This is a genomic window from Phormidesmis priestleyi ULC007 (assembly GCF_001895925.1).
GTDB classification, from domain to species: Bacteria; Cyanobacteriota; Cyanobacteriia; order Leptolyngbyales; family Leptolyngbyaceae; genus Phormidesmis_A; species Phormidesmis_A priestleyi_A.
In genome coordinates, this window is sequence record NZ_MPPI01000008.1 from 39066 (window position 1) to 55105 (window position 16040).

The window sequence follows — 16040 nt, forward strand, 5'->3', positions numbered from 1 at the left end:
TGGATTTGCTTTTGATCCGGCACAATAGATGCACCTCGCCTCAGTGATCTGTAGAATCGCTATCATCGAGAGAGAGGACTATATTTTAACTTCTTTAACTTCGAGGCTGAAGCCATGACATCGTATGCCACTTCGACTGCCAGAGCCGACATGAGCGAACTGCGGCGCTTAAAAACCTTGTTGCCCCCAGAGTTGCAAAGCTGGGTGACGATCGAGGTGACTACTGCGGTTAACCCAAGTTTGATCACGAGTGAAGAGATCGGCAGAGACGAAGTTGAAATTCAAATCGATATGCCGAAGTGGGATCAACTGGCGATCGACCAGCGCAACCTGCTGTTTTGGCACGAAGTTGCTCGCATTCAGGCAGATACCATTCCTAAAGACGGCTGGGAAATGGCGGCGTTAGCGATCGGGCTAGGGGGCGCAGTCGGCGAACTGTGGGTTCAAGATGGTTTGTTGTTGGTCTTAGCGCTGGGTCTTTCAGGGGTTGCTGGGTTTCGTCTTTATCAGAAAAATAATAGTGAGCGCAGTCTTAAGGAAGCTACTGAAGCTGACGAAAAAGCAATTTCTTTGGCGACGCGCTTTGGCTACACGCTGCCCAACGCTTATAAGAGCCTGGGAAGTGCCTTAAAAACGCTGATTGACCAAACTCCCAAAAAGCGACTGAGAGCGAAATATGAGTCACGTCTGACCGCTCTCAAGAAGAGTGCAGCGAAAGCGAAATCTAAAATGAAGTCTCCTGTCGAGGAATATCAGTAAGCCAAATCTACACCTTTCTGGTAAAAGAGAATGAGTAACGGACGATCGGGCAATCTTTAAAAGCCGAATCACCGATTACTCATTTTTTTGTCTTAGATGGGGAGCGATCGTCATGGCTTTTAAAGTTAGTGCCTTAAATTTACCTGTTTTAAAACGAGGCTCAACGGGCGCTGCGGTCGGAGCATGGCAGCGTTTTTTAGTGGATTTAAACTACCCGATCGGGGCAGTTGATAACGGTTTTGGAGCCGTAACCGATAAGGCAACTCGCGACTTTCAGCAAAAAAATGGGTTAACCGCCGATGGCATTGTGGGCCCTGGCACCTACGCTAAAGCGCTGTCTCAGGGGTTTATTTATCGAGTAGCGGGGTTAACCGCCGCAAAGTTGCTCGACTATCTCAACTTTGGCAGGGCTGAGGTTGGAGATTTGCAAAGAAGCTTGACGGCGATCGGGCGGCTCAATCCTCCTCTGATCGGCGATGGAGACTTTGGCATCAGAAGCACGAGAGGATTGGCTGAAGCTTACAAAATTGTCGATGTCGCCTTTCCCGCTCGTCTTGAGCAACAGCTATCAGCCACCACAAAGCAGAAATTAGGCGCAGATTTGGCACCTGCTCTTGACATTCTGACTGAGTATGCGCGCAGGCTACGCGGGCGGCTGAGTGGTGCCCAATGGGTCAGGTTTTTTCCGGGCAGCCAGTCGATCGACGATCTTGTCTCCCCCTTTCGGCAACGGGTACAAGCCTTTGAGAAAGCGCTTAAAGATGCCGGGGCTGCGATCGAAGTGACGGCCACCTTTCGACCGCCTGAACGTGCTTATCTAATGCACTATGCTGTCGCAATTAATAATCGAGATATTGCGCCTGAAGATGTCCCCGCGATGCCGGGAGTTGATATTGATTGGGTGCAATACACGGATGCAATTTCACTGCAAGCGGTCAGACAGATGATCGAAGCTTATGATATTGGATCAAACCCGGCGGCGCTGCGATCGCGTCACACTTTAGCTCTTGCTATTGATTGGATCATTGAGTGGCAAGGCAATCTCAACATTAAAGACGCTGCTGGGCGAGTGGTCAGCATCGGGGCACCGCGCTCTGGCAATGACAATTCTAGACTGTGGAAGATTGGCGCTTCTTACGGCGTGTATAAGCTGGAATATGACCCGCCCCATTGGTCGATCGACGGCTACTAAAAAGTAGAAGACTTTGACTTACGCAAACCTCGGAGATTTTAACCAAGAATCAAGCATCGTGACCGACAGAGTGGCTTAAACCTCCGAGGTTTTGGTCAAAATGCGTAAGTCCTAAGAGTGTTCGGTTTCTGAAGTCACGTCCAACTCTTCGGCATCGATCGCTGGTTCAAGTTTAAACTTCTCACTTTCTTGCCAGGGATCAAGCACATCTTTGATCAAGACTTCTTGTAGCCAAATCTGACCCACAATCACTAAAGGGATGGCTAGAAATAATCCTAAAAACCCAAAAGAGATGGCAAAGATCACCTGAGATAATAGCGTCACGGCAGGCAGCAGAGATACCTGCTTTGACATCACAAACGGCACGAGCAAATATTGCTCTAGCTGCTGAATCACGATATATAAAACGATCACGGCTCCGGCTTTAAAGGGGTCTTCGATCAGGGCGATCGCCACCGGAGGAATCACGCTCAACGCTGGACCTACGTTAGGAATTGCTTCTAACAACCCGGCTAATAGCGCATTTGCTAGCGCTAGGGGGACTCCTAAAATCAGCAAGCCAATGCCGCTGACCGTCCCGATCACCACCATGTTGATCAAAGTGCCCCCAACCCAGTTAACCAACGCAATCTCACATAGAGACAGAATCTGATCGACTCGTCTGCGATAAAACGAGGGAAACAGCAGGACAAATCCGCGGCGATAGGGTTGAGGGTTGATCAGAAACATCACCGTCAAAATCACAACTAGCAACAGATTAATGACGATCGCCAGCGCATTTGAAAACCAGGCGAAAAAGTTTCCGACCACCCGCGCCGCTAACGGTTGAATCTGCCGAATCAGATCATCGACTCCAGGCACAAATTGAGAGTAACCCGGAATCATGCTTTGCATATCTTGAAACCGATTCTGGAGGTTGTCGAGTCCCTTCGGCACAAGTTCTACCAGTTGTTGAAATTGAGTGATAAACGGCGGCACAATCAGCGCCACAAAGATCACCAACAGCACTAAAAAAGTCCCGATCGAGAGTGCCACCGCGCCGCTTCTCTTCATTCCAACTCGCTGAAGGCGGCGCACCAGACTATTAAATGCCGTTGCAAACACGACTGCCGCAAACACTAACAGCAACACCTGGCGAATCTCCCACAAAATGTAGAGCGCGATCGCCAACCCTAAAAACCCAACCCATTTACCCAATCCCACGATTTTGTCTGCCTGCCACGTTCTGTAGATGAGTATGCCATCTCTCGTGTTTTGTGATCTATGGCGGGAGAGAGAGCACCCTTTCTTTGGATAGTTCGCAGTCGTCCCTTTTTCCGGGATACTAAAGAGATAAAACCGCTCAACTTGCGGAGGCGAGATGCTGCTATCAAAAGGGTTTGAAATCGAGGTTTATACCGGAACGCCAAAGGGTGAAGTCGTTGGCATGTCTGACAAAATTGTGGCGGCGTTAGATGGCTTTGTGCGAGAACCTGACAGCCGCAATGTCGAATACACCACTCCTCCCAGTTATCGATATGAGCGATCGCTCTGTGATCTCGTGCGTCCGCGTGGGCAGTTGCGTGACTATCTCAAGCAGTTGGGAGACTATACCTTGATTCCGGGCAGCACTCTGGCATTGAGTGGGGCAGATGAATTTCACCGATCTGATCCGGGAAACCCTTATCACGACTATATTGAGCAGACCTACGGCACCAAAGTTGTTACCGCTAGTGTTCATATTAATGTCGGCATTAGTGACCCTGAGTTGTTGATACGTGCCTGTCGGTTGGTGCGAGTTGAGGCACCGCTCTATCTGGCGCTCAGTGCTGCGTCTCCCTTTCTGAATGGTGCTGTGACTGGTTCGCACTCTAGCCGTTGGGCTGTGTTTCCTAAAACGCCAACTCACGTCCCGTTGTTTGAAAGCCACGCTCACTTTATTCAATGGACGGAGGCGCAACTAGCCGCCGGGACGATGCAGAATGTGCGTCATCTCTGGTCGTCAGTGCGCCCGAATGGCGATCGCCGACCCTATAATCTCAATCGTCTAGAGTTGAGAATCTGTGATTTGGTGTCTGACCCGATCGCGCTGCTGGCAATCACCGCACTTTTAGAAGCTCGGCTGCATCAACTGATTGAAGATCCACATCTCGATCCATTAGAGATGAGTCAACTCTCAGCCACAACGCGGGCAGAAGATTTGGTGACGATCGCAGATGCCAATGAAATCGCCGCCGCTCATACCAGCCTGGATGCTGAATTAATAGACTGGCGATCGGGTAAACCCATTCTTGCCCGCGATTGGGTCGAGCAGCTTTATCAAGAGGTTTGGCCGATCGCTAAAAAAAACGGCTTTAGCTGCTTTTTGCTGCCCATCAAGAAAATTTTGCGCGAGGGAAACGAGGCACAGTGTTGGCTAAAACAGCACGAACAAGGCTGGGACGCGCAGCGCATTGTGATGGAATCGATTCAAACCACGCAGACCCAAGAGTTAGCGCTTCAACATGAATTAGGTCAACCAATGGTGGCTTAGTTCCTTGTCTGAAAAATTCTGCATCTAATCTTGGCGTTGCTGAATAGCGGGATAATTTAGGTAGGGGCAATCCCCCCGTGGTTGCCCTCCGTCAGGGGTACAGGCAATCTCCCTGTGGTTGCCCTGTGTCAGGGATAGGCACGGGGGCACTACCCCTACAGTCATTTCAGCCCCTGATTCTGCAACGCCCTAATTTTTAACCTCTTTGACGATATGCAAATCCTCACTGCTTCTGTTAGCTTGATTCGAGCAAATTCTTACGATCGCGCTCAACTTCGTGACTCGATCGAGACGCTGTTAGAACCCCTCGGCGGCATGTCTGCTTTTGTCAAACCGGGCGATCGCGTGTTGCTCAAGCCCAATCTCCTTACAGGGGCGCGCCCTACTAAAGAATGCGTCACCCGTCCAGAAATCGTTTATTGGGTCGCAAAACTGGTGCAAGAAGCGGGAGGAATGCCCTTTTTAGGAGACGGCCCGGCGTTTGGAAGTGCTAGAGGAGTTGCTACAGCAAACGGATATTTGCCGCTAGTTGAAGAATTGAATTTGCCGATCGTCGAATTCAACGGCAAGCGCTATGAAGTTGTCAGCGAAGATTTTAATCATCTACTGCTATCTAAAGAAGCGATGGAAGCTGATGTTGTGATCAACCTGCCTAAAGTCAAATCTCATGTGCAGTTGACCGTCACAATGGGCGTTAAGAACCTGTTTGGCTGCGTTCCGGGCAAGATGAAAGCCTGGTGGCACATGGAAGCCGGGAAAGATCAAGAGCGCTTTGGAGCAATGCTCGTCGAAACCGCCCGCGCGATCGATCCTGATTTAACCATTCTCGATGGCATCATTGGGCACGAAGGAAATGGGCCGAGCGGTGGCGAACCGAGAGCGCTCGGCATTTTGGGCGCATCGAATAACGTGTTTGCTCTCGATCGTGCCGTCGTCGAAATTCTCAATGTAGATCCTGCGATCGTGCCGACGATCGTCGCGTCTCAGCGACTGGGCTGCTGTCCAGACTTAAGTGAGATTACCTTTGTGCATTGCCGCCCTGAAGATTTGCGCCTTGCTGATTGGCAACTGCCCGAAAAAATGATGCCGATCGACTTTGGTGCGCCGCGTGTTTTAAAGTCTACTTTTAAGCATCTCTACATTCGCTTTATCAAAGAACCGATGCAGGCCTATCGGTAAGGTTGGATTCAGCATACTGGTTAGAATCTGACCCTTGACTTCACGGTTTCTTCAATCTTTTTCAACTGATTTCTCAGTAGAGATACTGAATGACTGAGCAAACCTCTGCAAATTGGCTTGCCAGTCTATGCACACTCTACTCGCCACGATTTGTCTGATTTTGTGGCTTATTTTGATGATTTGGCTCTATCTCAACTCCCCAGATTGGTTTTTTGTTCCCTTCTTCGTTTGCACTACGATGGGAGGCTTGAGATTAATAGAAGCCGATCGAGGCTAGAAAAACACAGGATGAATCTCGCTTTAGACGACATAACAATCCGCTTCACCCGCCGCAGACAACTTCTCAAACTCAACGATCATCTCAGATCAAGCCAACCGTCGCTTGCAATCTTCCCCAATAGAATCGCAGCATATTTCTGGAGGTTGTAGTCAATCAGAAAATTCATCTACTCCACTGTATGTTTAGCCTTTTGCGCCTGAAGTTTTTCCCACAGAGCTTCTTGACCAAACTTAGGTGGCATCCTATCAATCTGAGCAAAGCGTTCGCGGTTCCTTGCTTCCCAGTACTGCTGGGCTACTGCTGCTGTCTTCAAAACTTCCTGGTACTCAGCTTCTACCTCAGCCCGATTTGCCTCAATGTATGACAGTGCTACCTCAAGCTGCTCTTCTGTTAAGGGAAGCCAGTTTAATATCAGTTGTGGCGGTCGTCCTGCTACAAGGTGGTCTATTACGTCATAAATAGTAATGCGAGTGCCTGAAATCGTTAGCCCACGCTCTGTACGAGTGATTTCTGACTGCTCGTTAGATACTGGCGACATACGCACAATCTCCAAGAAGTTAGTTGTCTCATACTCTACGAACTCCTGCTCAAGTCTGGAGTACTCCTATTATAAAGTCTAATCATCTCTATAGCGCCTGCCTCGATCAACATATCGATCTTCTAAACCTCTGTCTCGATGTTCATGAATTCAGTTCAACCAACTCAAAATCCCAAGAGAATCAAGCCGCATAGCTTGATTTTAAGCGGGTAGACAATCGAGCTTTGACGAGTAGCATGGTAAAGGTTGCGATCGCCACACTTACCGCTAAATTAGCGAGTCGAAATTCGTCTCCTCTAATCAATAGCTCTAGCAGTAATGCAGGAATGAAAACTCCACTGACGAACACAAATAAGTAAGCGCTCAATGAGCTTTTTAGCCGCATAACAATTAATGCTATGAGCAAGCCTAGTGGTGTAAAAAAAGTAACATAAAATATGGTAGCGTAAATAAAAGGATTAACGCGGACGAGACGACCACTACGATCTTTAACAGAAAATAGATAACGGAATAGGGTTATGTCTGGGGTCAGTTTAAGAGTTGATAAACGCTGGATGTTATCAACGTAAAGCGTTAGGACTTGATGCTTATAAGTCAACACTAAATGATGAATTTTAGTATCACTAAAAACATCAGGAACCAATAAAGCGGTAGAACTTCCATTGATTCCTGTGATCCGAGTTCGTAATCGAAACACTAGGTCGGTTTTTTCTTGACCCAGTGTGAAATTGCGGCGGGACGCATCCCCTGAGAGAGAAATGATCCGCGCAGGCCCGGTTTGCGTGAAATCGGATGTTGCCACGATCGTGCTTAACGTAAACTCAGAAGTCTCTTTGAGCGCTTTGGCTAATGCCGTTGCGGGTTTTTGGGTAGACAGCCAGCGATCGGTTGTGAATTGTCCTCCCTGAATCGGTTGGGACGCTCCTCCACGCCAAACTAAATCGGGCAAGTGACCTGTTCGATCGGGGTAGCCTCCCGGCCCCGTGAGCGTGTAGGCAGCAATCAGATCTCGCGAGACAAAGCCCTGATGCTCAAAAATCTCGGCAACTTCTGAAGCTGAACTCGCTCGATCGCTGATCTCAACCTTGGAAATAGTTCCCGTCCAGGGTCGATCTTGGGTCTGCTCGTTTCCCAACAACAGCGGAAAGCTAGTATCCCAATTGCTGAAGGTGGCAGCTTGCTGAAATGTGAGAACGATGAAAGTGGTGACGGTTAGCCAACCGACGATCGCGGCGATCAAGACTCGCCCTGAAAGCCGTCGCCTCAAAAAGTCTGCAAATCTTGGTGATTGACCCGGAGCCATGACGCACCAAATTAAGTAGGCGATCGCGCCTAAAACGCCTCCCGTTGTATTGGTGCAAATATCGATCACACTTGAACTACGCGAAGGCAGAAAGAGCTGTAGGGTTTCTACAGTCAGTGACAAAGTGCTGCTGGCAAAGAACGTAATTAAAACCGTGCCTAAATGATTAAATCCCTTCTGTCGAGCCAAACACGCTAACCCAAAACCAAACGGCAGAAAGAAAATGACGTTTCCGATTAGGTCATTGAGATCACTATGATGGGCAAAGAAGCGACGAACAATCGTGTGCAGATTAGGCGCGATCGGGGTGAAGTTAAACGGTAACAACGTCACGATGAACACGAATAAAACGCTTCCAGCCACAAGCTTTGCAGCCCAATGAGTCAAGATTTTGGAGTTGGAACTGCGATTCTGACTAGAGTGATTGCTAGGTTTCATCAAGTTATCGTCGGTCAAGTTGCAATCTTAGGATAACGACTAAGCACTAAATGAAACACTCGATGAAGGCACGATCGCAACCTGACCCGCGATCGCTTGACCAATCTCGATCGAGGCTGTCGCTGCCGGAGAAGGGGCGTTATAAACATGCAAAGCGTCGCCCTCTTGCACCATCAAAAAGTCATCGACGAGCTTGCCATCGGGCATTAGAGCTTGCGCTCTCACCCCTGCATGAGTCGGAACCAAATCTTCCGCTTGCACCTCTGGGATCAGTCGTTGCAGACTTTGCACAAACAGCGCTTTGCTGAACGATCGCAGCATTTCTTGAATGCCCTGATCGGCGTGCTTTGCCATCAATTTCCAGAAACCGGAATAGGTCATGACTTCGGCAAAATCACGCAGGTTAAAGTCTGTTTTTTTATAGCCTTCTCGCTTAAAGCTCAACACCGCGTTGGGGCCTGCGTGAACGGTGCCGTCAATCATGCGCGTGAAGTGAACGCCCAAAAAGGGGAAATTGGGATTGGGGACTGGATAAATCAGATGCTTGACTAGATAGCGTTTTTCTGGAGTTAGCTCGTAATATTCACCGCGAAAAGGGACGATTTTAGCGGGCGGTTTAGCGCGAGTCAGTTGAGCCACCCGATCGCAGTGCAGCCCTGCACAGTTAATCACAAATCGAGTATTAAACGCGCCGTTTGTGGTGGCGATATCATATCCATCACTAGTTTTGACCAGAGTTTCTACTTGCGTATTGAGGCGCAAATCGGCTCCTTGAGAAGCTGCGAGTTCTGCATATTTTTGACAGACTTGCTTGTAGCTGACAATGCCCGTCGAAACGACTCGAATCCCTGCTAAAGATCGAACGTGAGGCTCGATTTCTTGCACTTGTTCCGCCGTAATTCGTTCAACCTTTAGACCGTTTTGCAGCCCTCGTTGATAAAGATTTTCTAAGAGCGGTAACTCTTCTGGCTCAGTAGCGACAATGACTTTGCCACATACATCATGATCGATCGCGTGTTCCTGGCAAAACTGCACCATCGATCGGCTACCTGCATGACAAAACTTTGCCTTAAAGCTGCCTGGTTTATAGTAAATGCCAGAGTGAATTACACCACTGTTGTTGCCCGTCTGGTGGTGGGCCCATTGGCTCTCTTTTTCTAATAGCAAAATTTTGGCATCTGGGTAGCGGTTTCCCAGTGCCATCGCAGTCGATAACCCAACAATGCCGCCCCCAACAATCGCAAAATCGTACATGGAACCCCTGACTTTTGAGACAGTAAAGGAGGAATCAACGAGTTAGATTCCTCCGTGTTGCGATCGCGACTTAAATAGCCGTTACTTCTGTAGTAACGCCCATTTTCTCTAGCATTTGCTGAATTTCATCACAGTAAATTGCGTTCATGACAATTACCTGATCGGGTTGGTAATCTTTTAGTGATTCTGGAGATTTGATTTCTTGACCAATGCCCGGAATAAATCGACCGTGACGGTGAGGATTAATGTCTACCACACAGTCAATGAGATCTTTTGTTCCTAAAGTTGTTAGGAATGCGACACATTTCGATCCAGATCCCCAGACTGCAACGCGTTTACCTTGCGATCGCATCTCTTGTAAATGTTGTGTCCAATGAGCGAGTTTGTTGCCAATATTTGCGGTAAACGTTTCGACATCCCTGACGAGTTGCTCTAAACTCTCTTCGGCAGGGTGAATCTTGGTTGAAGGAGTCGCCACCGGACGGGCTTCGATCATCAGATATTGATCGCCATAGTCGAGATATAAATCATCGACTTCAAACCCAGAATTGCGGAACAGCCGCGCCAAAGACCCCGGCGTAAAGTAAGAACAGTGTTCGTAGTAGATATCTTCAAAGGCTTGCTCAGTCAGCACTCGTCCCATATCGGGAATTTCAAAGAAGACCGTTGTATCGAGGCGATCGCCAATCGATCTCCGCACGGTGCGAACCAACTCAGCCGTTTGGTGAATATGCTCAAGGGTGTGACGACAGCAAATAAAATCACCGACGCGATCGGCATACTTTTCTGAGTAGTAATCTTGAATAAAGCTGACGCGATCGGCCGCTTCACTCTGCACGCGTCCGACGATGGCGCTAGGGTCAATGCCCAACCCGCGATTGTTGCCCAATTCGCACAGCAAAATCAGAAAATCTCCCTTGCTACAGCCGATTTCAACCACGTTTTTATCGTGCAGATCAAACTTGTCGATCAGGCGACTTGCCAGCTTGTAAGCAAACGAGTTGAAGGTCGGTGAAAAGCTCTGCTGATCTTCATAAATCGGCGAGTAATCAGAATTGTTGGCATCAAACTCCACGTTGGTAATGAAGCCGCACTCAGGACAAAAGCCCAAAACCACATCTCCGCAAGGAAAGTCGATCGCTTCTTGTTGAGTCGGCATCATCAGACAACTGTGAACCGGAACGTTCCGCACTTCATAAAAAACAGAGAGTTCTGGATGTCCGCAGCTAGGGCAGGAATGCGCGATCGTGCGGGTTCCTGTAAGACTCGATTGTTTAATGACTGATGGTTGATTCATCGGGTGTCCTGAATTAAAGAGGGTAGATGATACGAACAATTCAAATGGCTTTTATCGAGTCGGGATCAATTCTGGCTGGAAAATCAGACCTTCGTCAACAGTTGTCTCGTCGTAGAGAGCCACAATTTCTTCGGGTAGACGAGACAGATCATTGCCGCGCATGAAGTCTCTAAGCGAGGTGCCCGTCGAGGCAGAGTCGATGTTTGGCGCACCGGACTTTGACACGACTTCATCTAAATGAACCGTTCTAAAGTCGATGCTATAGCGGCTCACCCCAGACGTGTTGGGAACGGTTGAGTGCATTTGTGCGCCAGAGAACAGCACAATCCCTCCTGGAGGGCAGACGACCCGCACTTGGGGATCTAGCTCGATCGTTTCAGTCGCGTGAGGTTGCTTTCGTGTATCAGCCTTGATTTGAGTGGCGGCGTTTTTGCGCCCATTTTTGTTCCACTCATAGTAGTTAAAACTGCTTGACTCATTCTGCACAGGCTGACTCCAATAGCGAGGGTGAAACGCCATTGAGCATTCTGTTTCGATGTCGTAGATGGGCAGCCACCAGTTTAGCTGACACATCGGGGCAGAATACCAGGTGTCACGATGGGGATGATGTGCATAGCCTACGCCACTCGTGAGATAGCCGTCAGACGTGACCATTCTCAGGCGGGGTACGTCGAGATAAGTCTTTTCTAAATCACAGGACAGGTCTTCTAAAATGTCTCGAATCAGATGCTTGGTTTGAGGATGGTGGATAAACTGGGGCTTTAGAGGAGCGACGATCGCGACATATTCTTCAACCGACATCTGATATTGCGCGGTTTTTGGGTCGAGGGGCGCAAATGCCTCTTCGATCATGTCGCGGGCAAGCTGGCGCAGTGCCAACGTGCTAGGGCGAGGTGAGAATACAAACAACTGTCCGCTATAGAGGCGTTCCCGTCTCACGGCATCACTAACTGGAGAATCAAAATAAACGGTGTGCATGATGAAAAGCTTCCTTTCCGGGTAGGTCTAAATCAACAATGGAGTCAGATGTAGGGGCATGGCATTGCCGTGCCCATTGACGTTGCAAGTAACCGATATTCTCTAATCCACGACCCTTAGACGATTTTAGGAGTCGGAATCGGGACGATAAATTGCCCACCCTGCTGACGATAGGCTGATTGCTGGCGCATAATTTCTTCTGAGAAGTTCCACGCCAAAATCAGAACATAGTCGGGCTGGTCTTCTAACAGTTTGGCAGGTGCAAAGATCGGCAGATGATTGCCGCCCATATAGCGACCTTGTTTGAACACATTGAGGTCAACCACATAATCGACCAGTTGACGATCGATGCCCACATAGCTCAATAGCGTGGTAGCTTTGGCAGCAGCCCCATAAGCAGCGATGCGCTTGCCCTGCCGTTTTAGATCGTGCAGAATTGCTAGCAAATCGTGCTTGATAGTATTCACTCGATCGGCAAAATCTTGATAATAGTCAAGCCGATCGACCTTACGATTTTGCTCCTCTTCAAGCAGAATCTTCACCGAATCGCGCACGGCTTCAACAGGCTCAACAAATAACCTCAGAGAACCGCCATGAATTGTTGTGCGCTTGACATCGTTGAGATACAGTCCGTGACGACGAAATAGCCGATCTAATGCAGTGATCGAGAAGTAGCAGAGGTGTTGGTGATAAATGGTGTCAAATTCACCGTGATCGACCAGATCGACCACATAGGGGGCTTCAATCACGGCAACGCCTGTCTCTTTGAGCAAGATGCCGATGCCTTCGACAAAACCATTGAGATCAGGGACGTGTGCCAACACATTGTTGGCAAGAAACACGTCTGCCGCTTTGCCTTCAGCTCGGAGTTGCTTCGCCAACTCAATGCCAAAGAATGTGTTTAGTGTTGGCACTCCTGCCTCTAAAGCCGCCTTTGCAGGGCCTTCAGCCGGGTCAATGCCCAAAACTGGAATGCCTGCCTCAACGAAGTTTTTGAGCATATAGCCATCGTTGCTCGCCGCTTCGATTACCAGACTATTAGCATCGAGATTGCGAGACTGGATCAGCGATCGGGCACTGCCCCCAAAATGCTCTAACAGCGCAGCAGACACCGACGAAAAGTAGGGATAGTCTCGACAAAACAAAATCTCTGGCGGCACCACTTCGGTAATCTGTGCCAGCGAACAGTTGGGGCAAACGGCTAAATCAAGCGGAGCCGTTATCTCTGGTTGCCCTAACTGCGCCTCAGTCACGAGAGCATCTGCTAAGGGAGTGTGCCCAAAATCGATAATGATTTCTAACTCTGGATTGCCACAAGACCGACACGCTGTTTTGGAAGTGCCCATATATGAAATCTCCTAAAACTTGAACTCGATCGACTGCATCAATTTGCACTGCGGAACATCTTCTCAAAACAAGGGGCTTAAGTCTCTTGTTTACTCTTTTCTAATAACGTGAGTTCGATGCGCTCTAGCAAACTGCCCTCCAACCCTCATTCTGGGAAATTTCAAAGTCCCCCAGAATGGGGGATTTAGGGGGCGCGATGGACTGGCAACGAAGTGGTCGAACTCACGTTAAGCTACATTCTGTCCAGTTGCCGCGCTTAGACCACCAGAGGAGTTAGCACAGCTTGCTGCCAACGTAGGTTTTGATCGAGCAATCCATCGCTGATCAAATATTTGATGTGAGCAATTCGCTTATAGCGTTCACCTTCAAACTCATCTAGCGTTAGTCCAACTTTCTTGTAGGTGTTATAGAGTTCTTCGGCTCCTTTTTTAGCCGTCCATTGGGGCTGAAATTCTGGCAGCGTTTTAGCAATTTTCTCGCAGTCAACGCGATAGCATCGCAGATCGGGGCCCGCATCTTCGGCATACTCAATTTCGCAGCCGGGAACCGTTGCCTTCACAATGTCTGCAATCTCGCTAATGCGATAATTTTCTTGGGTGCGTCCCACGTTAAACGACTCATTGTGAATCAATGCACGAGGCGCGTGCAGCACTGCCAAAAACGCGCGAGAAATGTCTTCAATGTGCACGATCGGTCGCCAAGGGGTGCCGTCACTCTTAATGTGAACTTTGCCTGTCGTGATCGCCCACGCAACCAAATTATTTAACACCAAATCAAATCGCAGCCGAGGAGACACGCCATAAGCCGTCGCACTTCGGAGGAACGTAGGGCTAAAACTGTCATCCGCCATCTTGGTGACATCCATCTCAGTCATCGCTTTAGAAGACCCGTAAGGAGTCACCGGATTGAACTCTGAAGTTTCATTAACGGGCGCATCTCCAGCAGCACCGTAATTGCTGCACGACGACGAGAAGATAAATCGCTCAACGCCGACTTGTTTAGCCAATTCTGCCAAGCGCACCGATGCTTTGTAATTGATGTCAAACGTCAAGCTAGGGTTTAAGTCTCCTAGTGGGTCGTTAGACAGACCTGCCAGGTGCAAAATTGCCTCAAATCCATTGATATCGGCGGCGACGACATCTCGAATGTCTTTCTGAATCGTAGGAATGGTAGGAAACCCGTCGCCAAATGTGCAGCGCTGATAGAGGTCTGTGTCGATGCCAACAACCTCATGTCCGGCTGCTAGCAGCATGGGTGTCATGACTGTTCCGATGTAGCCTCTGTGCCCCGTTAGTAAGACTCGCATTTTGTTGATCCTCCCAAATTTTCCAAGGTGCTTTGCCACTTTCCCAGAGGCTTTCCAAAAGTTTTTTCTCACGGATGGTGTCCATGCACTGCCAGAAGGAATTGTGCTTGTATGCCATCAGTTGCCCGTCTCTAGCGAGGCGCTCTAGCGGTTCTTTTTCCCAGTGGGTCATGTCACCGTCAATATAGTCGAAGATTTCTGGCTCTAAGACAAAAAACGCGCCGTTAATCCAGCCTTCGCCGATTTGGGGTTTCTCAGAAAACTCTGTAATCTGGTCGTCTTCGAGTTGCAGATGCCCAAACCGAGCCGGGGGGCGAACGGCAGTGAGGGTGGCAAGTTTGCCGTGCGATCGGTGAAACGCCAACAGATCATCGAGGTTGACATCTGACACGCCATCGCCCCAGGTGAGCATAAACGTCTCGTTGCCCACATAAGGTGCAAGGCGCTTGATGCGTCCACCAGTTTGGGTTTTGAGACCTGTATCCACTAGATCAATCATCCAGTCGGGTCTATAGCCCCCGTGCGTTTCGATCTCGCCAGACTTTAAGTTGACAGTCAAGTTACTGTTGAGCGAACAATAATCGACCATGTATTTTTTGATCACTTCGGCTTTGTAGCCCAGCGCGATCGAAAAGTCTTTAAAGCCGTAGGTGGAATAGTGCATCATGATGTGCCAGAGAATCGGGCGACCGCCGATCTCGACCATCGGTTTGGGTTTAGCTTCGGTTTCTTCAGCCAAACGTGAACCGAGTCCGCCAGCCAAAATTGCGACTTTCATAAGGTTCCTTAAAGAGTTTCTTCTTGGGCTTTAAAGTTTGACCTGGCTCCAGGGTGAAGCGGTCAAGATCAACGCGGTCGTGATCATACTATTTTTAGACAACCGGGTGCTGTGCTACGAGCGCTACTTCTAACTAGATCGAAGCAGCGAGGGTGGTCATTTAAGGGGACACTGGGTACTCGATCGTCACGAACTTCGCAGCCGCGATTGAGCTATGACGGGAACGTGCGATCTTCCCGCCCACAGTCTCGTGGGACGATCGGTCAAAGTGTTGTCAAAAATAACGCCTTCAAAAGGGCTGAAAGGCTGAGCCAAAAAAACTAAATTTAGGGCTGTTTCTAGATAGCCTTCGCTGTTGTAAACAGGAATGCCAGTATTTATACGAACCGTAGAATCTGTCATCTGAGATACTTGTTTGTGGTGAAGATGCAATCTTAAACAAAACTGTTTGTGGGGAATCTAGGGAGGTTCCAACAGCCAAACATAAAACCAGCACTGAATTAGCACTGAATTTTTTTAGACCAGCTCGTGCTGTATTACTTAATTAGCAAACCGAGGTAAATAAAGCCAATATTTCTACGGAGTCTTTACTGAAAAAACATATTTTTGCCTGGGGAATGCCTCTTTCCCTCCGTAATAACTCTCTAACTCAGTATTAACCCGTAGCTTTTTATACAAAAAAGGACTGACATAAGTGCGATCGTTATTAGGCCAGGGTCTAATGTAGTTCTGCTTTGGGACCAATTATCTGCTTCGAGATGAATTAACTAAGTCAGATTAAATACAAAAACATCTAATAAACGCAATCTTCAATATAAAGATTCGGTAAAGGAAACGGGAAATCGTATTCCTTTAGAAGGTTTTATTTCTACTCTTATG

Annotated in this window: 14 protein-coding genes; 4 read left to right on the forward strand and 10 right to left on the reverse strand. The window is 48.6% G+C overall.

Annotated elements, in window-relative coordinates; all coding sequences use genetic code 11:
* The first annotated feature begins 114 nt into the window (after positions 1-114).
* Together BRW63_RS09000 and BRW63_RS09005 are read left to right on the forward strand one after the other, a co-directional pair.
* Entirely contained in the window at positions 115-759 is a 645-nt protein-coding gene (locus BRW63_RS09000; RefSeq protein ID WP_073070566.1) for a DUF3318 domain-containing protein, read from the forward strand.
* A gap of 112 nt (positions 760-871) precedes the next feature.
* A complete protein-coding gene (locus tag BRW63_RS09005) occupies positions 872-1951 on the forward strand; it encodes a peptidoglycan-binding domain-containing protein (protein WP_073070567.1) in 1080 nt (359 codons plus the stop codon).
* Between the two features lie 111 nt (positions 1952-2062).
* On the opposite strand, the gene BRW63_RS09010 is transcribed toward BRW63_RS09005, so the two are convergent.
* Positions 2063-3154: an AI-2E family transporter gene (locus BRW63_RS09010; protein ID WP_073070568.1), complete on the reverse strand. Its 1092-nt coding sequence runs from the start codon at positions 3152-3154 to the stop codon at positions 2063-2065.
* 157 nt (positions 3155-3311) lie between these two features.
* Here BRW63_RS09010 and gshA point away from each other — a divergent pair, with 157 nt between their 5' ends.
* Both gshA and BRW63_RS09020 read left to right on the forward strand, forming a co-directional pair.
* The gene (gene gshA / locus BRW63_RS09015) at positions 3312-4463 is read left to right on the forward strand and encodes a glutamate--cysteine ligase (RefSeq protein WP_073070569.1); all 1152 of its coding nucleotides are present in this window, start codon (positions 3312-3314) and stop codon (positions 4461-4463) included.
* A gap of 213 nt (positions 4464-4676) precedes the next feature.
* A complete protein-coding gene (locus tag BRW63_RS09020; protein ID WP_073070570.1) occupies positions 4677-5642 on the forward strand; it encodes a DUF362 domain-containing protein in 966 nt (321 codons plus the stop codon).
* Between the two features lie 446 nt (positions 5643-6088).
* Here the strand turns inward: BRW63_RS09020 and BRW63_RS09030 are convergent, their stop codons facing one another.
* The 9 genes from BRW63_RS09030 to BRW63_RS09070 form a co-directional block, all read right to left on the reverse strand.
* Complete coding sequence (locus BRW63_RS09030; RefSeq protein WP_073070571.1) at positions 6089-6460, reverse strand: DUF433 domain-containing protein; 372 nt, start codon at positions 6458-6460, stop codon at positions 6089-6091.
* Between the two features lie 181 nt (positions 6461-6641).
* On the reverse strand, positions 6642-8201 hold the full coding sequence (locus BRW63_RS09035) for a VanZ family protein (RefSeq protein WP_083582786.1): 1560 nt from the start codon (positions 8199-8201) through the stop codon (positions 6642-6644).
* Positions 8202-8240: 39 nt separating this feature from the next.
* Positions 8241-9455 carry an L-2-hydroxyglutarate oxidase gene (gene lhgO / locus BRW63_RS09040; protein ID WP_073070573.1) on the reverse strand — a complete coding sequence of 405 codons (1215 nt, stop codon included), beginning with the start codon at positions 9453-9455 and terminating at the stop codon, positions 8241-8243.
* A gap of 70 nt (positions 9456-9525) precedes the next feature.
* Positions 9526-10752: a class I SAM-dependent methyltransferase gene (locus BRW63_RS09045; RefSeq protein WP_073070574.1), complete on the reverse strand. Its 1227-nt coding sequence runs from the start codon at positions 10750-10752 to the stop codon at positions 9526-9528.
* A 51-nt stretch (positions 10753-10803) separates the two neighbouring features.
* Entirely contained in the window at positions 10804-11730 is a 927-nt protein-coding gene (locus BRW63_RS09050; protein WP_073070575.1) for a phytanoyl-CoA dioxygenase family protein, read from the reverse strand.
* Positions 11731-11846: 116 nt separating this feature from the next.
* The gene (locus BRW63_RS09055) at positions 11847-13076 is read right to left on the reverse strand and encodes a class I SAM-dependent methyltransferase (protein ID WP_073070576.1); all 1230 of its coding nucleotides are present in this window, start codon (positions 13074-13076) and stop codon (positions 11847-11849) included.
* Between the two features lie 257 nt (positions 13077-13333).
* Entirely contained in the window at positions 13334-14383 is a 1050-nt protein-coding gene (locus tag BRW63_RS09060; RefSeq protein ID WP_073070577.1) for an NAD-dependent epimerase/dehydratase family protein, read from the reverse strand.
* A complete protein-coding gene (gene rfbF / locus BRW63_RS09065; RefSeq protein ID WP_073070578.1) occupies positions 14307-15161 on the reverse strand; it encodes a glucose-1-phosphate cytidylyltransferase in 855 nt (284 codons plus the stop codon). The genes BRW63_RS09060 and rfbF overlap by 77 nt, the downstream gene beginning before the upstream one ends.
* A gap of 186 nt (positions 15162-15347) precedes the next feature.
* Positions 15348-15563, reverse strand: coding sequence for a glycosyltransferase family protein (locus tag BRW63_RS09070; protein WP_073070579.1), 216 nt, complete (start codon positions 15561-15563; stop codon positions 15348-15350).
* Positions 15564-16040 lie beyond the last annotated feature (477 nt).